The sequence below is a fragment of the Streptomyces malaysiense genome, from assembly GCF_000980885.2.
Classification (GTDB): domain Bacteria; phylum Actinomycetota; class Actinomycetes; order Streptomycetales; family Streptomycetaceae; genus Streptomyces; species Streptomyces malaysiense.
Genome location: NZ_LBDA02000041.1, coordinates 1 through 21,782 on the forward strand (window position 1 = coordinate 1; position 21,782 = coordinate 21,782).

A 21,782-nucleotide genomic window follows, 5' to 3' on the forward strand; every position below is an offset into this window, starting at 1 on the left:
AGGGCCTGGGGGATATGGCCGGCGACGGCTCCGGCGAGCATCGCGGGCACGATGCCCGCGGCGGCGAACAGCAGGCCGGTGCGCCAGGCGACGTTGCCGTCCCGGGCGTGTCCGGTCAGCGCGGTGACGGAGGTGAGGGTGACGATGACCAGGCTGGCCGTCGTCGCCTGGGCCGTGGTGAATCCGAGGAGGTAGATCAGGGCGGGGACGGCGAGGACGCTGCCGCCCCCGCCGAGACCGCCCAGGGCCAGGCCCACGACGGCGCCGGCGACGAGCGCGAGGATCAGAGTGGTCATGCTATGGAACCGCTGTTCCCGCGCACGTCCACGACCGGGTGCCCGGCGGCGGCCCACGCCCGCATGCCACCCTCGACATCCGCCACCACCGCCCCACGCCCGGCCGGCAGCGCCGCGGCCCGCCGGGAGCGCGTGCGCCGGACGGACTCGGCGACGGCGGCACGGTACGCGCCGCTGGGCAAGGGGGACATCACACGACCTCTCGGGAAAACGGATGGATCGGCACTGGTGAGGGAGCGGGTCACTCGGTGACCACGGTCAGTCCGGCCGCGGTGGCGGAGTCGAAACCGTCGTCCACGGCCACCACGTCCCGGCCCGACGCGTGCAGCAGGGAGGCGGCGATGCCGGCCCGCATGCCGCCCGCGCAGTGCACCCAGACGGTGCCCGCCGGTACCTCGCCGAGCCGCTTGTGCAACTGGTGGACCGGGATGTGGACGGAGCCCTCGATGTGCCCGGCCGCGCGCTCGGAATCGCGGCGCACGTCCAGGACGACGACGCCGTCCGTGCCGCGCTCGGCAAGGCCGGCGAACGTGGAGCGGGGGAAGGAGACGAGATCCTCGCCCTCGGGTACCCACTCCTCGGGCGCGCCGGTGGCCGCGGCGGCCGGCCGGTCGATGCCCACCCGGACCAGCTCGCGCTGGGCGGCGGCCAGTTGCTCGGGGGACTCCGCGAGCAGCGTGACCGGCTTGCCCCACGGGATCAGCCACGCCAGATACGTGGCGATCTTGCCCTCGGCCTCGAAGTTGAAGGATCCGGCGACATGGCCCTCGGCGAACGCGACCCGGTTGCGCAGGTCCACGACCCACTCGCCGGCCGCGAGCCGGGACGCGATCTCCCGGGCGTCGGCGACGGCCGGCGCCGTGAGGTCCACCGGCGCGGGGCCCGCCGCGTTGGCCGGTCCCATGTGGGTGTAGTAGGCGGGGATGTCGTCGAGCTCCGCGAGCAGCCGGGCGACGAAGGAGTCGACGTCCGTGGTGAGCGCGGTGTTGGCCGACTTCTCCTTGCCGATGGTGGTGGTGTCGCCCTCGGCCTGCGCGGAGGAGCAGAAGCTGCCGAAGCCGTGCGTGGGCAGTACCGACGTCTCGTCCGGCAGCTCGGCGGCCAGGCGGTGGGCGGAGGCGTGCTGGGCGCGGGCCAGCTGCTCGGTCAGCCGGGGCTCGACCAGATCGGGCCGGCCCACGGTGCCGATCAGCAGGGAACCGCCGGTGAACGCGGCCACCGGACGGTCCTGCTCCAGCAGGACGTAGGAGGTGTGGTGCGGGGTGTGCCCGGGGGTGGCGACCGCGCGCAGGCCGAGCCCGTCGTCCACGGTGACCGTGTCGCCGTCGGCCACCGGTACCCGTGCGAACGACACCCGCGCACCGGCCGGTACCAGGTAGGCGGCGCCCGTCATCCGGGCCAGCTCCAGGCCGCCGGTGACGTAGTCGTTGTGGATGTGGGTCTCCACCACGTGGGTGATCCGCACGCCACGTCGCACCGCCGCCGCCAGCACCTGGTCGACGTCGCGCGGCGGGTCGACCGCCACGGCGGTCCGCCGGCCACCGGCCAGGTAGCTGCGGTTGCCGAGACCTTCGAGCTCGATGGTGTCGATGAAGAACACGGAGACGTTCCCTTCGATGATTACCCCCCGGGGTATATGTGGACCATAACACGAGTACCCCCGGGGGTATTCCGTACGCGTGTGGGTGCCGTGCGGACGGGACCCGGGCCGGGCCGTTTTTGCTGGTGACGGGGCCCGGCCCCGGGCCTCAGAGGCGGCCGGTGAGCATGCCGTGCCAGTAGATCTGCGGCAGCAGATACCGCTTGAAGACCCACATGTCCCGCCGTTCCTTGAAGGTGTCGATCAGCGGGAAGGTCGGCCGGGGCGTCAGGTCGTAGTCGAACTCGGCGAGCAGCATCCGGTCGCGGGCGGTCACCAGCGGGCAGGACGTGTAGCCGTCGTACCGGTGCGCCGGTGTCCGGCCGCTCATCGCGTCGAGCAGGTTGGCGGCCACCACAGGGGCCTGCTTGCGCACCGCCGCACCGGTCTTCGAGGTCGGCAGGGCGGCCACGTCGCCGAGCGCGAACACCTCCGGATACCGGGGGTGCCGCAGCGTGTGCTTGTCGGCGGCGACGAAGCCCAGCGGGGTGGCGGGGTCGGCGAGCGGGCTCCGCTTCACCCAGTCGGGCGCGCTCTGCGGGGGTACGGCGTGCAGGAGGTCGTATCCGATGATCTCCTCGCGGCCGCTCGCGTGGTCGGTGACGGTGATCTCGCGGCGGTCGCCGTCGACGGCGGTCATCTCCGACCGCAGCCGCACCTCGATGCCGTACCGCTCGGCCACCCGCTCCAGGACGCGGCCCCACTCGGGCACCTTGAACAGGGTGGCGTCGGGGATCACGAGGATGATCCGGATGCGGTCCAGCACCCGCCGCCTGCGCCAGTGGTCGGCGGCCAGGTAGGCGATCTTCTGCGGCGCCCCGCCGCACTTCAGCGGCGTGGCCGGGTGGGTGAAGACGGCCGTGCCGGAGCGCATGTTCCTGATCAGCTCCCAGGTGCGCGGGGCGTACTCGGGCGCGTAGTTGCTGGCCACCCGGTCGTGCCCCACCGCCTCGGCGAGGCCCGGCACGGCGTCCCAGTCCAGTTGCAGGCCGGGGGCCATGACCAGGTACTCGTAGGTGAGTTCGGCGCCGCCGGTGAGGGTGATCGTCCGTGTGTCGGGGTCGACGGCGAGGGCGTGCCGGCGTATCCAGCGCACCCCGTCCGGTATCACGGAGGCCTCGGCGCGGCGAGTGCTGCGCAGGGCTGCCTGTCCGCCGCCGACCAGGGTCCACAGGGGTTGGTACCAGTGGCTGTCGGACGGTTCGACGAGCGTGATGTCGGTGACGCCCGCGCGGCGCAGCCGGGCGGCGACGCTGATTCCCGCGCTGCCGCCGCCGACGATGGCCACGCGATGCCGGCCGGTGATCGTCTCGGTGCCGGGTGTGGGGCTTGCGACCATGGCTGGATTCCTTCCTGTGCCGGCCCGGAGGCCGTCGGGTCGAGGGCTGTGCCGGTGTGCGGGGCCGTCCGCACACCCCGTTTGGTTGTCTCCTCAAATACCCCGGGGGGTGTCCGTGACCGAAGCTATGACGGTCCCGCCGGGACGGTCAAATACCCCAACGGGTATTTGCCTGAGAGGTAAGTCCGGGTCCGCGCGGGCCCCTCCGTAGGCCCGTGCGAGGGGCTGCGGCGGCGCGCCGCGCGAGGCGAACGCCCCCTGGCCGCACGGGCGTCGTAGCGTCCGGGGCGTGCGTGTGCGGGGCGAGGAACCGAGGCCGCCGACGAGCGCCCGTCCTGCCTGGACGGGTCTCCTCGTCGCCGCGCTCGTCTGCGCCGTCCTCACCGCCGCGCTCGGCGGCTGCCCGCGCATGCGGGCCCTCGCCGGGTCCGCCGTCGACGCCTCCCACCGGCCCCTCGCCGCGGCCGGGCCCCGGGTCGTGGCCGGAGCCCGGAACGCGGCCGCGCTCCGGGCCGTGACCGCGCGGACGCGGGAGACGGCGGGCCCTCGCTGCCATGGCGACGGCCCGGCCATCGCGGTGACCCCGGCACCTGTCCCCGGTCCGCGCGCCCACGCGTACGTCTCGAACGGCACGCACCGGGGACCGCGCGCGAGCGCCCCGCCGCCGGCCCCGGAGCCGCCGTCGCCCCGGCGGCTGCCCGACGGCCGTCCGGAACCGCCGCTCAGGGTCTAGGGAGTCCCCGGCCGCGCGCGTCCCCGGGGCGCCCGCCAGGCCGCCGTGCTTCCCCCGAAATCCCCTGCGGCACACCAAGGAACTTCCCATGCCCGCTCGCTTTGCCCGCGGCGGCCGACTGTCCGGTGGGATCCACCGGCGTCTCGGCCCGGCCGTCCTCGTCTGCTATCTGCTCGCCCTGCTCGTCCCCGGACCCGGCACCCGGCTGCGCGAGACCGCGCTCGGCCTCTTCGGCCTGCGCCTCGACGTGTCCGCCGCCGCGCTGTTCGCCATCCTCTTCGCCGCCGCCTTCCAGGTACCGCCGGGACGCGCCCTGGCCGCCGTCCGGCAGCCGAAAGCCGTGCTCGCGGGCCTTGCCGCGCATCTGCTGACCGCCTTCGCCCTGGCGCCGGCCACCGCCCTGGTGCTGTACGGCGCCGGGCTGCGGGGACCGGCCGACGGTCTGTCCGCCGCCGTGGCGCTGGTCGCGGCGGCGCCCGTGGCCGCCGCCGCGACGGTCTGGATCGGCCGCGACGGCGATGTCACCGCCCTGCTGGCCGTCGTGCTGCTCTCCGCCCTGCTCAGCCCGCTGACCATGCCCACGACGCTGGGCCTGCTCGGACACGTCCTGCCGTCGGCGGACCACACGGCGGCGCTGGTCGACACCGCGGCCGGTCAGGCGCGGGCGCTGCTCACCGGTGCCGTCGCCCTGCCCTGCGCGCTCGGACTGCTCACCCGAAGGCTCCTCCCCGCCGCCGTCGCCGGGCGCCTGCTCGCCGGGGCCCCGCTGGTGGCGATCGCGGCGATGCTCGCCCTGACCTACGTCAACGCCACCGCCGCGGTTCCCGTGCTGCGCCAGGAACCCTGGACGGTCGTCGGGCTCTGCGCCGTCGTGGGGTGGGGGGTGTGCCGGCTGGCCTTCCTCGCGGGTTCGCTCACCGCCCGCGCGCTGCGCCTGCCGTCCGCCGCGCGGGCCACGGTCACCCTGGCGTGCGGCATGAGCAATGTCAGCGTCAGCGCGGTCGTCGTCGTACAGGCGCTGCCGGGGCAGCCGCACGCGCTGCTGGTCGCCCTGGTGTACGGGCTGGCGCAGAAGGTCTCGGCCCGGCGTGCCGTCGCGAAGGGCGCCGTCGTGCCGTCGTACCGGAGGATCGGTGAGCGGCGTGCGCTCCGGTGATCCAGCGGCCCGCGGGCGAGCCGGCGAGGGGGCACAGCCGGGCGAGGGCGCACACCCGTAGGGGTTTATGAGGGCAAGTCGCCCCACGGGGGCGGGGGATGGTGCGGACGCCGCCCGCGATCCCTGGCGGACGCGCGGGCGCCTCTGGCATCATCCCCACGCACCACCTGCACAGTCGCCCCACAAGTCGTCCGGCCATTCGCAGGAGGCTCCCCCATGAAGGTCCGCTCGGCCCTGACCGCTCTCGCGCTGGTCGTCGCTCCCGGTGTCGCCGTCCTCGGCACCGCGACCGACGCCTTCGCGGTCACCAAGATCAGCAATGCCACCGCGACCCAGATGTTCCGCGACGCGGGCATCACCTGGTCCTCCTCCGGTGGCTGCTCCGACCGCAACAACTCGACCTGTACGTCGTTCGACCAGCTCAACCTGGCCACCGCCCAGGGCGCCGTGACCCTCAAGCACGCCAGCGGCTGCGCCCTGAACATCACCGGCGGCACCGAGACCGGGCACGCCTCCGGCACGTACTCCCACTGGAACGGCTACAAGCTCGACTACGGGAAGAACACCTGCATCACCAGCTACATCAAGAACAGCTTCACCTACTCCGGCCTGCGCGGCGACGGATACCCGATGTGGACGGCTGCCTCCGGCAACGTCTACGCCGACGAGGGCACCCACTGGGACGCCCTGTACTACAGCTGCGGCGGCTGCTGACACAGACACCGGCCGGTGTCCGGGCGACCGCCGTCGCCCGGGTCCGCCCGACCCTCCCGGCCCGGCCCGTTCAGCGCCCGCCGGCGTCGTCCGCCGCCTCGGCCATGAGGTCCAGGACCGCCTCGACGACGACCCCGGGAGCCGGACCCGCGTCCACGGCGCCGCCCCGCTCGTCGGCCTCCAGCGGTTCCAGCGTCGCCTCCTGCGACTCCAGCAGGGCGCGCGGCATGAAGTGACCGGAGCGCTCGCTCATCCGCCGCCCCACCTCCTCGTGCCGGGCCGTCAGATGCACGAAGAAGGCGTCCGGGCAGGCCGCCCGCAGCACGTCCCGGTAGCGGCGGCGCAGCGCCGAGCAGGGCACCACACCGCCGGTCGCCGCGCGGTCGCGTTCGCGCAGCCAGCGGCCGATCGCCTCCAGCCAGGCCCCCCGGTCGGCATCCGTCAGCGGCACGCCCGCCGACATCTTGGCGACGCTCTCGGGGGAGTGGAAGTCGTCCGCCTCCGCGAACGGAACACCCAGTCGTCGCGCCAGCAGCCGGGCCACGGTGCTCTTGCCCACCCCGGACACCCCGATCACGACGACGCACGGCGGACACCGTCCAGGGTCACCGCGCACCGGACCGCCCCCGCCCGTTCACGGCCGGCCTTCGCCGGCCGCCGTACCCGTCACCGTCTCCTCGTGCAGCAGTGCCTCCCTGGTCACCGGGCCGGGCCCGTACGTGTGCCGGGGCGCCGGGCCGTCCGAGCCCGCCGGGTACTCCTCCAGGGGCACGAGGTCCTGCTCCCACGCCGTGAGCACCGGGGTGAGCACCCGCCAGGCCTGCTCCGCCTCGTCACCGCGGATCGACAGGGCCGGATCACCCCGCAGAACGTCCAGCAACAGCCTTCCGTAAGGCGGGAGTTCGGCGGGCTCCGGCTCGGCGGACAGCTGCAGTTCGGTGAGCTGCCCGGCCCGCGCGCCCGTGCCCATCAGCTCCAGGGCCAGGCCCTCCGGTTCGAGGCCGAAGCGCAGCACGTTGGGCTCCACCTCCCCGGTGTGCCCGAACGGCAGATGCGGCACGGGCCGGAACCGCACCGCGACCTCCTTGCGGTCCACCCGCAGCCCCTTGCCGCTGCGCAGCCGGAACGTGGTGCCCGCCCACCGCCAGTTGTCCAGCTCCAGCTCCACCTCGGCGAAGGTCTCGGTGCCGCGGCCGGGGTCCACGCCCTCCTCGCCGGTGTACGAGGGCACGTCGCGGTCCTCGATCCGGCCCGCGGTGTAGCGGGCGCGGCGGGTGCGGTGCAGCACGTCGTACTCGGTCAGCGGCCGCACGGAGCGCAGCACGTCGACCTTGCGGTCCCGCAGATCCCGTTCACCCAGGGTGACCGGCGGTTCCATGGCGACGAGGCAGAGCACCTGGAGGAGATGGTTCTGCACCATGTCCTTCAGGGCCCCGACCCGGTCGTAGTAGCCGGCCCGGCCCTCCAGCGCGAGGCTCTCGTCCCAGACGATCTCCACCTCGGCGATGTGGGTGCTGTTCCACAGCGGCTCCAGCACCCGGTTGGCGAGCCTGCTGCCCAGTACGTTCTGCACCGTGGTCATGGCCAGGAAGTGGTCCACCCGGAACACCGCCTGCTCCGGCACCAGTTCGGCCAGGCGGGCGTTCAACTCGCGTGCGCTGTCCAGGTCTTCGCCGAACGGCTTCTCCAGGACGATCCTGCTGCCGGCCGGCAGGCCCGCCGAGCGCAGCGCGGAGACCACCTGGGGGAAGAGCGAGGGCGGCAGCGCCAGGTACAGCGCCACCGGCTCGGCGCCGTCGACCAGTGCCCGGACGTCCTCCTGGTCGGTGACATCGGCCCGTCGGTAGTGCGCCGACTCCACGACCGCCCGCCGGGCCTCCGCCGGGATGCCGGCGCCCTGCCGGTCGAGCCAGTCGGTGATCCATTCCCGGAACCGCTCCGTGGTCAGCTCCTCGCGGCTCGCCCCGGTCAGCCGGAACCCGTCGCCGAGGTGCCCCGCGGCGTGCAGGGCGGCGAGGGCCGGCATGAGGAAGCGCCCGCTGAGATCGCCTGTCGCGCCCAGGACGACCAGATGCCCGATCACCGCGGGCTCGCCGCCCTCGCCCGCTGGAGGTTCACGCCGCTCGCGATGACGCCGATGTGGCTGAACGCCTGGGGGAAGTTGCCCATGAACTCTCCTGTGGTGGGGTGGATCTGCTCCGACAGCAGCCCGACCGTGCTGGCCCGCCCGCACAGCGACGCGTACAGCTCCCCGGCCTCCTCCAGGCGGCCCTGCCCTACCAGGTTGTCGACCAGCCAGAAGCTGCACAGCACGAACGCGCCCTCGTCACCGGCCAGTCCGTCCGGCGTCTCGTCGTGCAGATAGCGGTACAGCAGCCCGTTCCCGGCCGAGAGCCGCCGTGCGACGGCCGCCGCCGTGGCCACCATCCGCGGGTGATCGGCCGGTACGACCGCACGCGTCGGCAGCGCCAGCAGGCTCGCGTCGAGGACGCCGCCGCCGGACAGGTGGGCGCTGAGGGTGCGCGACCTCTCGTCCCAGGACTCCTCCAGGATGACCTGGCGCACCTTCTGGGCCGCCGCCCGCCACTGGTCGACGCGGCCGGGCAGACCGTGCCGCTCCCCGATGCGCACCGCCCGGTCCAGGGCCACCTGGCACATCGCGGCCGAGTAGGTGAACGCCCGCCCCTCGCTGCGCACTTCCCAGATCCCCTGATCGGGATGGCGCCAGGCGCGTTCCGCCGCGTCGGCGAGTTTGGCCAGGCCCGCCCACAGCGGCGGCTGGATCTCCCCGCCCGACAGCAGCCACTGGTCGGCGCAGTCGAGGATCTCGCCGTAGACGTCGTGCTGGCGCTGGTCGGTGGCGCCGTTGCCCCAGCGCACCGGGGCGGAGCCGCGGTAGCCCTCCAGTTCGCCGTCCTCCACCTCGTCCGGCACCGTGGTGCCCTGGAGGGTGTACATGATGCGCGGCCGGCGGCTGTGCTCGAAGGCGTCGAGGACCCAGCCGAGGAACGAGTCCGCCTCGCCGTCGAAGCCGATGCGGCGCAGCGCGAACACGGCGTACGCCGCGTCCCGGATCCAGGCGTAGCGGTAGTCCCAGTTGCGGATGCCGCCGATCGGCGCGGGCAGCGAGGAGGTGGGGGCGGCCACCAGGGAGCCGCTGGCCCAGTCGTCGCACATCTTCAGCGTGAGCGCGGACCGCCTGACCAGGGCCGCCTGCGGTCCGGCGTAGTCGCAGTGCCGCATCCAGCGGTGCCAGGCGTCGGCGGTGCCCTTGAGCATGGCGTCGGTGTCGAAGGGGTGGTGCCGGTGGAAGCGCCCCCAGGACAGCACCAGGTCGAGGCGGTCGCCCTGCCGGAGGTCGTGGGTGCCGCGCAGACCGGCGAGGGGGCGGTTGGAACGCAGATGCAGGCGCAGGCCCGGCCGCCGGTGGGGCCGTACCTCCAGCCCGCTGAACAGCGCCCGCGCCTGCCCGCCGCCGCGCGGCTCCAGTTCGGCCCGCAGCCGTACCCGCCCGTCCAGGACCACCGCCGAGCGCACGAGCTCCGCCCGCCCGGCCGGCATGTCCTCGGTGAGGTCGGCGCCGGACCTGAGGGCGAGCGCGTCGGTGAGGCGCACCAGACCGGTGCGCGAACGCAGTTCGGTGACCAGCACCCCGGTGTCGGACCGGTAGTGCTGCCGGGCCTCCGTCAGATCCTCGGGCGCCACCGTGAAGTGGCCGCCGCGTGCATGGTCGAGCAGACCGCAGAAGACCGCCTCCGAGTCGAAGCGGGGCAGGCACATCCACGGGATGGAACCGTCCAGGCCGACCAGCGCCGCCGTGGTGCCGTCGCCGATCAGGCCGAGGTCCTCCAGCGGGAGGTAGCCGTCCCGGCCGCGGACGGGACGGAAGGGCGGATCGGGATCGTACATGCGACCTCGCTTCTCCGGCGCCGGACCGTGAAGCCGACGCTCCCGATCTCCTTCGTCACGCATGCCCGCACCGGCTTCCGCCCTCCTGCCGGAACCGGCCTCGCGCCACCGGCGGCCGGCCTCGCACATCGTGATCACCGTCTCACGTGGTCCCGGGGGAGCGCGCGGTGGCCGCCGGGGGCGTTGATGCGTTCCGGTGAACGCGGGGCCATGTCGCACGGCGAATCCGCGGTGCTCCGGCGGGGCGCGCGCATCGTGGTGACTTAAGTCGTGCTGTGCGCGGGGCGGAGGGCGGAGGGTTCATGGCCGGCAGTGCCGCAGGGCGCGCCTTCATCGGGTCGTTCACATCGGCGGGTGGGCCGGGGATCGTCGTGGCCGACATCGATCCACGCACGGGGGCGCTGACCTGGGCGGGCGTCGTGAGGTCCGTCGCCGACCCCTCGTACCTCGCCGTCGGGCACGGGGAGGCGGGCCCCGTCCTCTACGCCGTGTCGGAGACGGTGGCGGGCGCGGTGGCCGCCTACGACGTGACCGCGACGCCGCCCCGTCCGCTCGGCGAGCCGGTGCGGGTCGGCGGCGACGAACCGACCCATCTCGCCCTGGCCCAGGGGCATCTGCTGACCGCCAACTACGGCTCGGGCAGCGTCAGCGTGCTGCCGCTGACGTCCGAGGGCCTGCCGCTGCCGCCGAGCGCGGTGCTCCGTCACGAGGGCTCGGGGCCGGACCCGGAACGCCAGCGGTCCCCGCACGCCCACCAGGTCGTCCCCGATCCGACGGGGCGCTGGGTGCTCGCGGTGGACCTCGGCACCGACTCCGTGCGGATCTGCGCGCTGGACGAGCACACCGGCGAACTGCGCCCGCACGGCGCGACCGCCCTGCCCCCGGGCACCGGCCCCCGGCACCTCGCCTTCCACCCTTCCGGGGACCACGCCTATGTCCTCGGGGAACTCCGGCCGACGGTGACCGTGTGCCGCTGGGACGGCGCCGCCGGAGTGCTGCGCACGGTCGCCGAGACCTCGCTCTTCCCGGACGGCACGGACGTCCCGGTGCGGCCCTCGGCTCCGGTGGTGGCACCGGACGGCCGGTTCCTGTGGGCCGCCGTGCGCGGCACCGACACCGTGGCCGTACTCGCCCTCGGCGCGTCCGGGGACGGGGCGGAACTGCTGACGTCCGTGCCGTGCGGCGGCCGGTGGCCGCGCGAGCTGGCGCTCGATCCGGCGGGCCGGCATCTGTACGCGGCCAACGAGCGTTCGGGCGAGGTGACCTGGCTCGACCTCGACACCGCGACGGGTGTCCCCAGACCCGCCGGATCACTGCCCGTACCCGCCGCCGGCAGCGTCGCCTTCGGCTGAGGGCACGCCGCGGGGCACTTCGCACGAGCACGAGCACGAGCACGAGCACGAGGGAAGGGACCGAGGGAAGAGGATGGCCGAGCGACAGAGCGAGAGAGAGCGCATCGTGGTCGGGGTGGACGGCTCGGAGGGGTCCAAGCAGGCCCTCGACTGGGCGGTGCGCCAGGCCGAACTCACCGGCGGCTGGGTGGAGGCGGTGATCGCCTGGGACGTCCCGCAGTTCCACGGCGGACTCGGCTGGATGCCGCCCTCCAGCTCGGACGAGGCCGCCCTGGAGGAGCGGGCACGGAGCGAGGTGACCTCCGCGGTGGAGGGAGCCGTCGCCGCGCACCCCACGGTGCAGGTCAGCGCGGTGGCGGGCTACGGCTCACCCGCGAGCGTCCTCCTCGAGGCATCCCGTGACGCCGCGCTGCTCGTGGTCGGCAGCCGCGGCCTCGGCGGCTTCAAGGGCCTGCTCCTCGGCTCGGTCGCCCAGCACTGCGTCCAGCACGCCCACTGCCCGGTCCTCGTCCTGAGGGGGCGGCGGGACTGAGTCGCGCAGGCCCGCGGGCTCGGCCGGCCGACCGTACGAGGCCCGTGCGGGGCCCTTCTGTCAGTCGGAGGGGAAGACCTGCTCGCGCACCCACGCGGGGTCGGGGTTGACGTACGGCCGGCCCGCCACGATCACGGTCGGCACGGTCTCGTCGCCGTCGTTGACCGCCCGCACCGCCGCCGCGCCGTCGGGGTCGCGCCAGATGTCGACCCAGTGGAACCGGCGGGTGGCGCGGCCCAGCCGCATGCGCAGACGGAGGCAGTACGCGCAGCCGGGCCGCCAGTAGACGATGGGCCGGCCGTCGGTCTCGCTGCGGCGGCGGGCCTCCGAGTCGCTGATCGAACTCGGGAAGACCAGGGGCGAGTTCAGGGCGGCGAGCAGGACGAACACGGCCACGACGGCCACGCCCGTGGCTGAGCCGCCCTCCCGGAACAGCCCCGCCGCCACGACGAGGCCCCAGAGCACCAGCAGAATCGGCAGGGTCCAAGGGCGCTTCATGGTGACGCAGGCTATCTCCCGGGGGCCCGGAGCCCTTCGCCAGGGGGGCACACCGATGGTTGCGGGCCCGACGCGGAGCGCTCTCCTCGCGCGCCCGGGCCCGGCCGCCCGCGTTCGCCGCCCCGTTCCCGGCGTTCGTCCCACCGCGGCGCGCGCCGGCCCTCTGCTGCCCCCGACCCGGTCCGGACGTCCCGCCCGCTCCGACTTCTCGGCGCCGCCGGGGCGGTGGGGCGCCGGTCCTCGAACGGTCCGCGGCCGTCAGGCGCCGTCCTCCTCCTCGTCGTAGTGCACGACGCCGTCCTCGTCCTGCCGGGGGTGGATGCGTTCGGGGCCGTGCTCGCTGGTGTCGGACGGGCGCGGGCCCTCGGGGCCGTCGGGTCCCCAGCGCAGCATGCGGCGGGTGCGGATGACCCGGTACGTGGTGCCGAGGACCTCCAACTGGTTGACGCGACCGGAGCGCAGCCGCTCGGAGGCCTCGGCGTACGCGAACAGCACCGGATCGGCGCCGGGATCGCCGGCCGTCACGGTGCGGGCGTCGACCAGTCGGTCGGCCTCCACGGGGATCAGGCCCCGGGTACGCGGTTCGAGCCACGTCAGGAAGAAGTCCAGCGACTTGCGGGCGCCGAGCACGGTGGTGTGCGGACGGCTCGCCGGTTCCCAGCCCCTGCCGTCGCGTTCCGCGACCGTGAACGTGGTCGGCAGCAGTACGACGTCCGGGTGGGTCGTCCGGGCCCGGCGGGACTCACGGATCACGGAGTCGGGGAAGCGGGAGCCGGCGTAGGCGAAGTCACGCAGCGCCAGCCGCTCGGTGGCCTGCGCGGGGGTGAGAGGTGCGTCCGGGTCCAGGACCAGACCGGCGTCGACCTCCGGCTCCCGGCTGCCGGGACTCCAGTCGGGGGAGAGGGGCTCCGGGTCGGTCGGGCGCGGCAGTTCGATGCCACCGGCGCCGGAGCCGGCCCATTCCTCGGCGCGCGCGATCCGGTAGCGCGTGCCCAGCACGGTGAGTTCGTCGACGGGCTCGGTCTCCAGGCGGGCCACCGCCGCGAGCAGGGCACGGCGCTCCGCCCCGTCCGCGGCCTCGTCCTTCGCGCGGAACCACAGCCGGGAGTTGAGGCTGTCGCGGGACATCTGCGGGCAGGGAGCCGTGATCGGGGTCACCGCCCGCCAGCGCTGCCCGTCCTCGGCGCGCTGCGAGACCACCCCGAACAGCGGTCCGCGCACGGCCACTTCGCCGGCGCTCAGCACCGCGTCGAGGGCGTCGGCCTCCATGGCGGCCTCGACCGGTTCCACCGGAACGCGCACGACCAGCGGCCGTACCCCGTCCGGCCTGACATCCCCAAGGTCCATGCGCCCATCCTGCCGACCCGAAGGTACGGTCACGCGGTTTTTGGTGAAATAGCGCTCCCCGTACCGAAAACAAGCCATCCATGGGGATCGGCGGCCGCGAGGCGACAAGGCGACGGAGCCCCGGCCGGGGCGGCGGACCGGACCTCGCGTCCAGGCCCCCGGCTCCGGGCGCGGGTGACGGCGGAGGCCGCGCCCAGCGGGCCCGCGCCGCGCGAACGCCCCACCAGGCCGGTCAGCGGACCGGCCGCCGCATCTCGGAGCGGATCCGGAGGGTTTGCCCGGCGGCGTCCTTCCGGGAGGACCGCCTTCACGGTGGTGGTCCTGGAGCTGTTCCCGGCGAGCAGCCGGGCGCGGACTGCCGCGGTGTCCCTGAACCGGCCGTGCATGCCGGTCACGACCACGTCGTGGAAATCGGCGTCCTTCAGCCGGTACGACGCGACGGCGCCGTGTACGGCCTCGGCGTCCAGGCTGGACCGCCGGCTCCACGCCACGGCCCGGCCGAGGTCGCGGAGAGTGACGCCAGAGCGCTACCTGATGTGATCAGGAAGTCACACACGCGCTATCCGGCGAAGCCGCGCCAGTGCCGGATCTCCAGCGCGGCGGCGACGTCGAGCGGGTGCTCGGCGAGGGGGGCGGGGGAGCAGCCGGTCGGCGCGCCTGAGGCGGCGCAACAGGGTGTTGCGGTGGGTGAACAGCCGGCCGGCGGCCCGCGAGGCGTTGCACTGTTCGGCCAGGAAGGCGCGGACCGCGTCGGTGAGGTCGTCCGGGGCGTGCTCCAGATCGCCGAGGGTGCGCTTGACGAAGCGGTCGGCGCGTTCCAGGTCCTGGGAGAGCAGGGCGACCAGTTCGACCTCGTCGTGCGAGGCGAGGCGCTGCGCCGAGGCGAGCCGGGCGAGCATCCGCTGGGTGGTGAGGGCGTCGAGGTGGCTGCGGCGAAATCCGTCCACGCCCGGGTCCGGTGAGCCGAGCGCGACCCGCACCGCGGGGAGCCGGCCGAGCCCGGCCCGTACCCGTTCGGTGTCGGGCCGCCCGGTGAGCCACACCCAGCGGGTGGCGTCGCTCGCCATGACGCTGAGCAGCTGCGCGGGGCCCGCGGCGGCGGCCAGCAGGTCGGCTGCGCGGTCGAGTTGGCGCAGCTCCGCCTCGGGGGTGTCGGTCCAGACGACGGCCGCGGTATGGGTGGCGTCCAGCGGATAGCCGAGGCGGGCCTCGGCGCGCTGACGGGTCATGGGCGCGCCGTCCAGGAGCAGCGTGACGGTCTCGCGGCGCTCGGCGTGGGTGCCGCTGGTGAGCTCGGTCAGCTCGGCGCTCATCAGCGCGGACATGGCCGCCACGGTCCGGTCGACGTACTCGGAGATGGAGCGCAGGGACACGTCGAGCAGCTCGGCGAGTTCATCGTGGTCGCCGGTGAGCGAGCAGGCGATGCGCGTCCACACCCGCACGGCCACGCTCTCGCCCGCGCGGTAGGAGTCGAGCGCGGGCTCGGCCAGCCCGCGGCGCACGATGTCCCGGGCGATGGCGCGGGTGACCTCGCTCTCGTGGGCGGGTACGGAGGCGCCCGGGGCGTTGATGTTGGCGGCGGCCCAGTGCAGCAGGTTGGCCCGGTTGGCCCGCCGGATACCGGCCGAGAGCACCGGGTCGTCGGCGATCGGCCTGCGCGTCTCGCCGGCCAGGGTGGCCGCGTCGAGCTCGGCCAGCCACTCGGGACGGGGGGTGAGGGCGATCTCGGCGCCCCGCCGGATCAGCTTCCGGATCCGGGGCGACGGCGGACTCCACGACATGACGGGCAACCTAGCAGTGCAGAGTGCACCGATCGAGCGAAAATCTTGTGCGAACTGCCTCTAGGCGTGGGCCGTGTCCGTTTCCCACCATGGAGCGATCCACCGCCGCTGTGAGGGAGCCGCCCATGTCCCGCGAAGCCGACGCACCCGCCGCCGAGCACCTGGACGTCCTGATCGTCGGCGCCGGGATGTCCGGCATCGGCGCCGGCCACTACCTGACGACCGGACTGCCGGACAAGAGCTTCGCGATCCTGGAGGCACGCGCCGACCTCGGCGGCACCTGGGACCTGTTCCGCTACCCCGGCATCCGGTCGGACTCCGATCTGCACACCTTCGGCTACGAGTTCAAGCCGTGGCGGGACGCGGAGTCGATAGCCGACGCGCCGCGGATCCTCGCCTATCTGCGGGAGACCGTGCGCGAGAACCGGCTGGAGTCCCGCATCCGCTACCACCACAAGGTGCTCGGCGCCTCCTGGTCGAGCGAACAGGCGCGCTGGACGGTCGAGATCGAGCGCACCGACACCGGCGAGCGGACGACGCTGACCTGCGGCTGGTTCTTCTGCGCGATGGGCTACTACCGCTACGACGCCGGCTTCACCCCGCACTTCGAGGGGCGGGAACGTTTCCGCGGGACGGTCGTGCACCCCCAGCGGTGGCCCGAGGACCTCGACTACGCGGGCAAGCGGGTCGTGGTGATCGGCAGCGGCGCCACGGCGGTCACCCTCGTACCGTCGATGGCCCGCGCCGCCGCCGGGGTGACGATGGTCCAGCGCACCCCGTCGTACGTCATGCCGGTGCCCCGCAGGGACCCCGTCGCCAACGCGCTGCGCCGGCTCCTCGGGGACCGGTGGGGGTACGCGCTCGCCCGGCGCAAGAACATCGCCCGGCAGCGCGCCGTCTGGTCCTTCTGCAAGCGGCACCCGAAGGCGGCGCGCCGGATCATCCGCTGGGTCAACACCCGGCGGCTGCCCGCGGGCTACCCTGTCGACGAACACTTCAAGCCGCCGTACGACCCCTGGGACCAGCGGCTGTGCGCGGTCCCGGACGGAGACCTCTTCGAGGCCATCGCGAACGGCAGCGCCTCGATCGTGACCGACCGGATCAGCACCTTCACCGAGAAGGGCGTCCTGCTGCGGTCGGGCCGCGAGATCGAGGCCGACATCATCGTCACCGCCACCGGACTGAACGTGCGGGCGCTGGGCGGCATCCCGATCACCGTCGACGGCACCGCCGTCCGTCTCCCGGACACCATCGCCTACAAGGGCATGATGCTCTCCGGCGTCCCCAACCTCGCCTACGCCATCGGCTACACCAACTCCTCCTGGACCCTGAAGGTCGGCCTGCTCTGCGAGCACTTCTGCCGGCTACTGGCCCACATGACCACGCACGGCTACGACATCTGCCGCCCCGAACCGGCCGACCCCGCCATGCCGACCCGGCCGTTCCTCGACTTCGGGGCCGGCTACATCCAGCGCGCCGTCGGCCAACTGCCCCGGCAGGGCGACCGCATGCCCTGGCTGACGTCCAGCGGCTACGGCGACGACGTCAAGCTGCTGCGGTCCGACAGCGTCACCGATCCCGAACTGCGCTTCGCCCGCACCGGCGCCACAGCCGGTGTTCTCCCCGCGCCGCCGCCCGGCCGTCCGGGCGCATCCGCGGGGACGGGAAGAGACGCCGTGAGCGCCGGTGACGGGAGAATGCCCGGATGACCGGCACAGGGGAGTGGGAGGAGACGCGCCGCCGGCCGCGGTTCGGGCAGCGCCTGTCCGGGAGAGTGGTCCTCGTACGGCCGGCCGGTCCTGGCCGCCGGCACGGACCCCTCCGTACCCGGGCTGAGAGAGCCGCGCCGGGGGAGCGACAGGGAGTGACGGCAGGGGCGACGGCACCCCCGTAGCCGCCGCCCCTGCCGCATGATCGTGCTATGGGCGGACACGCACTGTCAACGATCGTTTTCGGCTAGTCATTCGATCGTTGATTCCCCATGTCAGCGCTCACCGCCCCCCGGCGACCCCCGGGATTCCCGCCATGGCGATGCTGACCCTGCGGCTGTACCGCTGGAGCGCCAGCTGGCCGTCATGGGGCTCGCCCGGGTAGCTGTCCAGCATGGAGCCCGGTCGGGTCACCCGCAGGGCGCCGGCCCGGAAGAACTCGGTGGCGAGGGGCACGGTGTGGTCCGCCGAGGCGTGCAGGCCGACGGTCTGGAGGTAGCGGCGCATCGGGTGCAGGACCCGCACGATGTCCTCGCGCGGCAGGGGCTTGACCCAGACGGTCCCGAACAGGGGGGAGGCGGTGAGGCCGGGACGCTTGTCCGCGAGGACGTGCCAGCGGCCGCCCAGACCGCTGAACGTCCGCGTGAGGCCCAGGTGTTCCTCGAGGCGTGCGACGGTGACGACGTTCGTGACCTCCGCCTGCTCGGCCGTCTCCCTCGGGAGCTCGGGGAACGCCTCCGCCTCGGCGGACAACGCGTCCGCGAGGGCGCGGGCCTCCGTGAACAGCACCTCCGTGTCGTCGGTGTCGACGTAGACGACCTGGGGGCTGGTGCACGTGCGCTGGCCGTTGCGCAGGATGTCCCGCGCCAGCGCCCGCAGCGCGGCCCCGTCCCGGCGCTCGCCCGTGCGGTCGAGGTAGGCGAGCGATATCTTCGGCCCCCAGTCGACCAGCCGGCACCCCGACGGCAGGAACCGCGCGACCCCTTCGACCGCCTCCTCGGTCCCCCAGACCGCCACCGCGTCGGCCGGCCGGCACAACTGGCGCAGCCACTCGGTGTCACGGGAGGAGAACCGCAGGACCACGAGCCTCTCGCGCACCTGCCCCGAAGGATCGGCATCGGCGAGCGCCGCCAGCGCGTGCTGGGTGAACAGGCTCTCCCCGCCGCTGGTCTTGACAACGTTGACATTCCCCGCGAGCAGACCCTCGACGGCGCTGAGCACGCCGGCGACGGCCACGTTCCGCGGGGCGATGTGCACCAACGTGCCCACCGGCTGCCACAGTTCCGCCGCGTCGTCCGCGAACGCCGCCGGCACGGGCCGGTGCGCGGCCGTGCCGCCGAGCTCGGCCGTCAACTGGGCGGCCAGCAGACCACGGTCGAGGGCCGAGGCCAGCCCCGCGAGGGCGGACTCCGCGTCGCCGGCGGGAAGCGCCGTCGTGGCGGGATCCGTCAGATCGGCGAACAGCCGCTCGTACTCCGCGCCCTGCCGGTCGCCGAGCACCTCGGCGAACCGCTCGCACGCGCCCAGGACCCGCTCGGCGTCCAGCGGCCCGGACAGCGCGGGAAGGATGGTGCCGAGCCCACCGAGGCGGCGTCCGGCCTCCTCCTCGTCGACCCATTCCCCCTGCCAGTAGTAGGGCGTGGTCGTGGTCTGCGCGACGGTCGTCATCGAACCTCCAGAAGCTCCGCCGCGGCGACGGCACACGTACGGTTGCGGCGCACACCCGCGCGCCCGTGGACCTCGAACCACGGTGTGGCGATCCCGCAGTCACCCGGCGGACGCAGCGTGCCGAGGTCGGCCATCAGCACGCTGTGGGCGGGCAGGGCCGTGATGAACGGCGACACGAACTGGAGGTAGCCCACGTCGCCGTACCCCACCGGCTCCAGGTCGCGCACGTCCCGCACGACGCACCGCGCCCACACCGGCACATGGAAGTGATGCGCCGCGCACTCGATGTACGGGAGGCAGTGCTCGACCGAGCCGTAACAGTCCCGGATCCGTTCACCCGGGATGCCGAGCCGCCGTTCGATCCCCTCCCGGAACTCCACGCGCCCGATGGCCCGGTCGGCGTGGCTCTTCCAGCCGCCGCCGGTCAACACCACTGAGCCCTCCGGGAGGTGCAGCGGGGGGACCCCCATCGTCCCCATCCGCTCCAGCACGGTGTGCAGCAGTGCGGGGAACCCGACGATCCGTACCGGCTCCTCGCGCGCCGCGAACTCCAGCAGGGCGTCGACACAGCCCATGGGGTCGAACTCATGGCCGTCACCGGTGTTGCGCAGCGCATGCCGGACGGCGGCGACGGGCGCGAAGTCGCACAGCTCGTTCAGTCCGTGGGCGGCGCCCATGGTGAGCCGCGGATCCGGCTCGTACCCGAGGACGAGATAGTTGGCGGGACGCTCGACGTCGATCAGCCCCAGCGCCTTCATCGTCCACGCGTCCATCCGCTGCGCGGCTCCGATGGACCAGGCGTCGAACCCGATCTCCGTCTTCTCGCCACCGGTCCCCGACGACGTCAGCCGCAGCGCCACGGCATCGTCGGCGATCGAGGTCAGGGCGTGTCTCTTGAACAAGTTGACATGTATGTACGGCAGTTCGGCGATCCGCCCGACACGGTCCGTATCCGGTGCCCCCGCCTCCTTCCACAGGGCCCCGTACAGCGGGTTGCGCAGCGCGTGCCAGGCGTTGATCTCCCGCATGGCCGCGACGAACAGCTCGTCGGCGGCCTCGTCGGCGCGAAAGGGGTCGGAGACGTCGCACAACTCCTGGACCCGCGGCAGCTCTCCGGGTTCGGGTACCTCCAGGGGCCGGAAGTACTTGGCGAGCGAATCGAGTTGACGTGCGAGTTCGGCGTCATCGGTCGACGCGGTGTTCATGGCACTCCTTGTTGATCACTCCGTGTGCAGACCAAGTTGACCTCGCCGAGACTCGAATCCCCGACGGTCCCGACGGGTTTGAGCCAGCCGCGCGCGGACCTCCCGGATCGCGGACGGACCGGCGGGGATGGATCCCTGGCCGCCCATTAAGGTCGGGGACATGACACCAAGCCTCGGGGGCAGCGCCTTCGACTCCCTCCGCCTCGACGCCGTGACCGACCAGGAGGCGCTGCGCCGGGTCTACGAGCTTCCCCATGCCGCCGCCGTGCGCAAGCAGATGACCGAACTCACTGACCAGACAAGGGAGTTGATCGAGTGCTCCGGGCTGGTGCTGGTCGCCAGCGCGGACGCCGAGGGCAACTGCGACGTCTCTCCGCGTGGTGGCCCCGCCGGGTTCGTCTCCGTCCTGGACGCGCGGACGGTGGCGATACCGGACGCGACCGGAAACAAGCGTCTGGACACCCTTCAGAACGTCATCGCCACCGGACGGGCCGGGCTGCTGTTCGTCATCCCGGGGCGCGCCACCACGCTCCGGGTCAACGGCCGGGCCTGCGTGTCCACCCGCCCGGATCTGCTGTCCCAGCTGACCGCCGTGGGCAGGCCGCCGGCCAGCGCGCTGGTGCTGGGGATCGAGGAGGTCTACCCGCACTGCCCCAAGTCGCTTCTGCGCAGCGGCGCCTGGAAGCCGGAGCAGTGGCTGCCGGCGGACGCCCAGCCGACCTCGGCCGAGGTGACGCTGGCCCAGCTGCGGATGCCGGAGCTGACGATCGCCGACATCGAGCGGGCGGAGGCGGATTCGCTGAAGTACCGGTACGAGTAGGAGTGGCGGAGAGGGCAGGATTTGAACCTGCGTGGACCCCTGGAGGTCCGACCTTGAGACAAGCTCAGTGGTCCCCGATAAGCCGCTCCGGGCACCTCTCCTCGTTCCCGGCTCCGGGGCGGTGCCCCTCGCCGTTCACATGGAAGAGACTGGCAGGCGGCACTGACGCGGCGCTGACCCCGGTCTGACGGGGCCTCTCCTTCGCCTGTATTGCGACCAGTTGATATGTGTATAAGCCACGAGTGTCACAGGACTGTCTCAGGGGCAGGTGCCGGGCAACCGGGGCGGCGGAGGCTCTGTCTCGATAGGCGCAAGGCCCGCTCACCGGGAGCGGGGCCCGTCCCCAGGGGGAAATGATGCGCGTCCGGAAGATCTCGATGCTCGCTGTCGCCGGTGTTGCTCTCGGCCTGTCGCTCACGGCCTGCGGCGGCAGTGGCTCCGACAGCGCCTCGCCCTCCTCGACGGCGTCGTCCACCGCCACCAGCACCGCACAGCCCGGTTCCTCCGCCTCCGCTTCCTCCTCCGGTCAGGGCGCCACCCGCACCACGCCCGCGGGCACCGCGAAGAAGTCCGGGGTGAGCTGCACGAACCAGATCGACTACGCCGGTGACCCGCGGTCGAACGCGGAGATCAACAGCATCGGTGAGCAGACGGGTCACTGCCCTGCCCCGGAGAAGGGCGGCAAGTCCTCGGGGACCCCGAAGAAGTCCGGGGTGAGCTGCACGAACCAGATCGACTACGCCGGTGACCCGCGGTCGAACGCGGAGATCAACAGCATCGGTGAGCAGACGGGTCACTGCCCTGCCCCGGAGAAGGGCGGCAAGCCCGCCGGTACCCCGAGGAAGCCCGGCGTCAGCTGCACCGACCAGATCGACTACGCGGGCGACCCCCGCTCCAACGCCGAGATCAACTCCATCGGCGAGGACACCGGCTACTGCCCGCCGGTCCAGCACTGAATTCCCGGGGTTCCCGAACCGATCGGGAGCGCCACGACGATGACCGCCGTCCGGCAGGGGACGGCGGTCATCGTCGTTTCCGGCCACCGAAAGGCTCGGCGGCTCACGCGGCAGTCCCTCGATACCGC

General features: G+C 73.3%; 19 protein-coding genes and 2 pseudogenes. 8 read left to right on the forward strand and 13 right to left on the reverse strand.

Going from position 1 to position 21,782, the window contains the following annotated elements; translation table 11 throughout:
- From VT52_RS18575 to VT52_RS18590, 4 genes and pseudogenes are all read right to left on the reverse strand, one after another.
- Nucleotides 1-296: TSUP family transporter (locus tag VT52_RS18575; RefSeq protein ID WP_167377710.1), on the reverse strand; the 296-nt coding region annotated here is incomplete at its 3' end.
- A pseudogene (locus tag VT52_RS18580) lies at nucleotides 293-427 on the reverse strand (rhodanese-like domain-containing protein); the annotation flags it as partial. The pseudogene VT52_RS18580 and the gene VT52_RS18575, both read right to left, overlap by 4 nt.
- Before the next feature lie 110 nt (nucleotides 428-537).
- Nucleotides 538-1,896: an MBL fold metallo-hydrolase gene (locus VT52_RS18585; RefSeq protein ID WP_046425827.1), complete on the reverse strand. Its 1,359-nt coding sequence runs from the start codon at nucleotides 1,894-1,896 to the stop codon at nucleotides 538-540.
- 148 nt (nucleotides 1,897-2,044) lie between these two features.
- Nucleotides 2,045-3,274, reverse strand: coding sequence for an NAD(P)/FAD-dependent oxidoreductase (locus VT52_RS18590; RefSeq protein ID WP_046425825.1), 1,230 nt, complete (start codon nucleotides 3,272-3,274; stop codon nucleotides 2,045-2,047).
- A gap of 289 nt (nucleotides 3,275-3,563) precedes the next feature.
- On the opposite strand from VT52_RS18590, the gene VT52_RS18595 reads away from it, so the two are divergent.
- From VT52_RS18595 to VT52_RS18605, 3 genes are all read left to right on the forward strand, one after another.
- Nucleotides 3,564-4,007 carry a hypothetical protein gene (locus VT52_RS18595; RefSeq protein ID WP_046425824.1) on the forward strand — a complete coding sequence of 148 codons (444 nt, stop codon included), beginning with the start codon at nucleotides 3,564-3,566 and terminating at the stop codon, nucleotides 4,005-4,007.
- An 88-nt stretch (nucleotides 4,008-4,095) separates the two neighbouring features.
- Nucleotides 4,096-5,163 carry a bile acid:sodium symporter family protein gene (locus tag VT52_RS18600; RefSeq protein ID WP_046425823.1) on the forward strand — a complete coding sequence of 356 codons (1,068 nt, stop codon included), beginning with the start codon at nucleotides 4,096-4,098 and terminating at the stop codon, nucleotides 5,161-5,163.
- A gap of 216 nt (nucleotides 5,164-5,379) precedes the next feature.
- Nucleotides 5,380-5,877, forward strand: a complete 498-nt coding sequence (locus VT52_RS18605; protein ID WP_046425822.1) for a hypothetical protein — start codon at nucleotides 5,380-5,382, stop codon at nucleotides 5,875-5,877.
- Between the two features lie 70 nt (nucleotides 5,878-5,947).
- Here VT52_RS18605 and VT52_RS18610 read toward each other — a convergent pair whose 3' ends face one another.
- Genes VT52_RS18610 through VT52_RS18620 form a run of 3 tightly spaced genes read right to left on the reverse strand, consistent with a single transcriptional unit; the run spans nucleotide 5,948 to nucleotide 9,786 of the window.
- A complete protein-coding gene (locus VT52_RS18610) occupies nucleotides 5,948-6,454 on the reverse strand; it encodes a gluconokinase (protein ID WP_276207951.1) in 507 nt (168 codons plus the stop codon).
- 57 nt (nucleotides 6,455-6,511) lie between these two features.
- Nucleotides 6,512-7,960, reverse strand: coding sequence for a glucose-6-phosphate dehydrogenase (locus tag VT52_RS18615; protein WP_046425821.1), 1,449 nt, complete (start codon nucleotides 7,958-7,960; stop codon nucleotides 6,512-6,514).
- On the reverse strand, nucleotides 7,957-9,786 hold the full coding sequence (locus tag VT52_RS18620) for a glycoside hydrolase family 15 protein (protein ID WP_046425818.1): 1,830 nt from the start codon (nucleotides 9,784-9,786) through the stop codon (nucleotides 7,957-7,959). The genes VT52_RS18615 and VT52_RS18620 overlap by 4 nt, the downstream gene beginning before the upstream one ends.
- A gap of 302 nt (nucleotides 9,787-10,088) precedes the next feature.
- Between VT52_RS18620 and VT52_RS18625 the strand changes: the two genes are divergently transcribed.
- On the forward strand, nucleotides 10,089-11,138 hold the full coding sequence (locus VT52_RS18625) for a lactonase family protein (RefSeq protein ID WP_046425816.1): 1,050 nt from the start codon (nucleotides 10,089-10,091) through the stop codon (nucleotides 11,136-11,138).
- A 73-nt stretch (nucleotides 11,139-11,211) separates the two neighbouring features.
- Entirely contained in the window at nucleotides 11,212-11,670 is a 459-nt protein-coding gene (locus VT52_RS18630; RefSeq protein ID WP_046425813.1) for a universal stress protein, read from the forward strand.
- Nucleotides 11,671-11,730: 60 nt separating this feature from the next.
- Here the strand turns inward: VT52_RS18630 and VT52_RS18635 are convergent, their stop codons facing one another.
- From VT52_RS18635 to VT52_RS18650, 3 genes are all read right to left on the reverse strand, one after another.
- The gene (locus VT52_RS18635; RefSeq protein WP_046425811.1) at nucleotides 11,731-12,168 is read right to left on the reverse strand and encodes a glutaredoxin domain-containing protein; all 438 of its coding nucleotides are present in this window, start codon (nucleotides 12,166-12,168) and stop codon (nucleotides 11,731-11,733) included.
- Between the two features lie 258 nt (nucleotides 12,169-12,426).
- Nucleotides 12,427-13,515: a DUF5954 family protein gene (locus tag VT52_RS18640; RefSeq protein ID WP_046425809.1), complete on the reverse strand. Its 1,089-nt coding sequence runs from the start codon at nucleotides 13,513-13,515 to the stop codon at nucleotides 12,427-12,429.
- A gap of 548 nt (nucleotides 13,516-14,063) precedes the next feature.
- Complete coding sequence (locus VT52_RS18650; protein WP_079175114.1) at nucleotides 14,064-15,296, reverse strand: helix-turn-helix domain-containing protein; 1,233 nt, start codon at nucleotides 15,294-15,296, stop codon at nucleotides 14,064-14,066.
- Between the two features lie 125 nt (nucleotides 15,297-15,421).
- Between VT52_RS18650 and VT52_RS18655 the strand changes: the two genes are divergently transcribed.
- Nucleotides 15,422-17,005: a flavin-containing monooxygenase gene (locus VT52_RS18655; RefSeq protein WP_079175115.1), complete on the forward strand. Its 1,584-nt coding sequence runs from the start codon at nucleotides 15,422-15,424 to the stop codon at nucleotides 17,003-17,005.
- 282 nt (nucleotides 17,006-17,287) lie between these two features.
- On the opposite strand, the gene VT52_RS18660 is transcribed toward VT52_RS18655, so the two are convergent.
- Complete coding sequence (locus tag VT52_RS18660) at nucleotides 17,288-18,673, reverse strand: acyl-CoA reductase (RefSeq protein WP_053055662.1); 1,386 nt, start codon at nucleotides 18,671-18,673, stop codon at nucleotides 17,288-17,290.
- A complete protein-coding gene (locus VT52_RS18665; protein ID WP_079175116.1) occupies nucleotides 18,670-19,878 on the reverse strand; it encodes a LuxE/PaaK family acyltransferase in 1,209 nt (402 codons plus the stop codon). The genes VT52_RS18660 and VT52_RS18665 overlap by 4 nt, the downstream gene beginning before the upstream one ends.
- Nucleotides 19,879-20,038: 160 nt before the next feature.
- Here VT52_RS18665 and VT52_RS18670 point away from each other — a divergent pair, with 160 nt between their 5' ends.
- Nucleotides 20,039-20,698: an MSMEG_1061 family FMN-dependent PPOX-type flavoprotein gene (locus VT52_RS18670; protein ID WP_046425805.1), complete on the forward strand. Its 660-nt coding sequence runs from the start codon at nucleotides 20,039-20,041 to the stop codon at nucleotides 20,696-20,698.
- A gap of 3 nt (nucleotides 20,699-20,701) precedes the next feature.
- Here VT52_RS18670 and VT52_RS38015 read toward each other — a convergent pair.
- Nucleotides 20,702-20,799 (reverse strand): annotated as a pseudogene (locus tag VT52_RS38015).
- A gap of 276 nt (nucleotides 20,800-21,075) precedes the next feature.
- On the opposite strand from VT52_RS38015, the gene VT52_RS38450 reads away from it, so the two are divergent.
- Nucleotides 21,076-21,654: a hypothetical protein gene (locus VT52_RS38450; RefSeq protein WP_206306556.1), complete on the forward strand. Its 579-nt coding sequence runs from the start codon at nucleotides 21,076-21,078 to the stop codon at nucleotides 21,652-21,654.
- Nucleotides 21,655-21,782 lie beyond the last annotated feature (128 nt).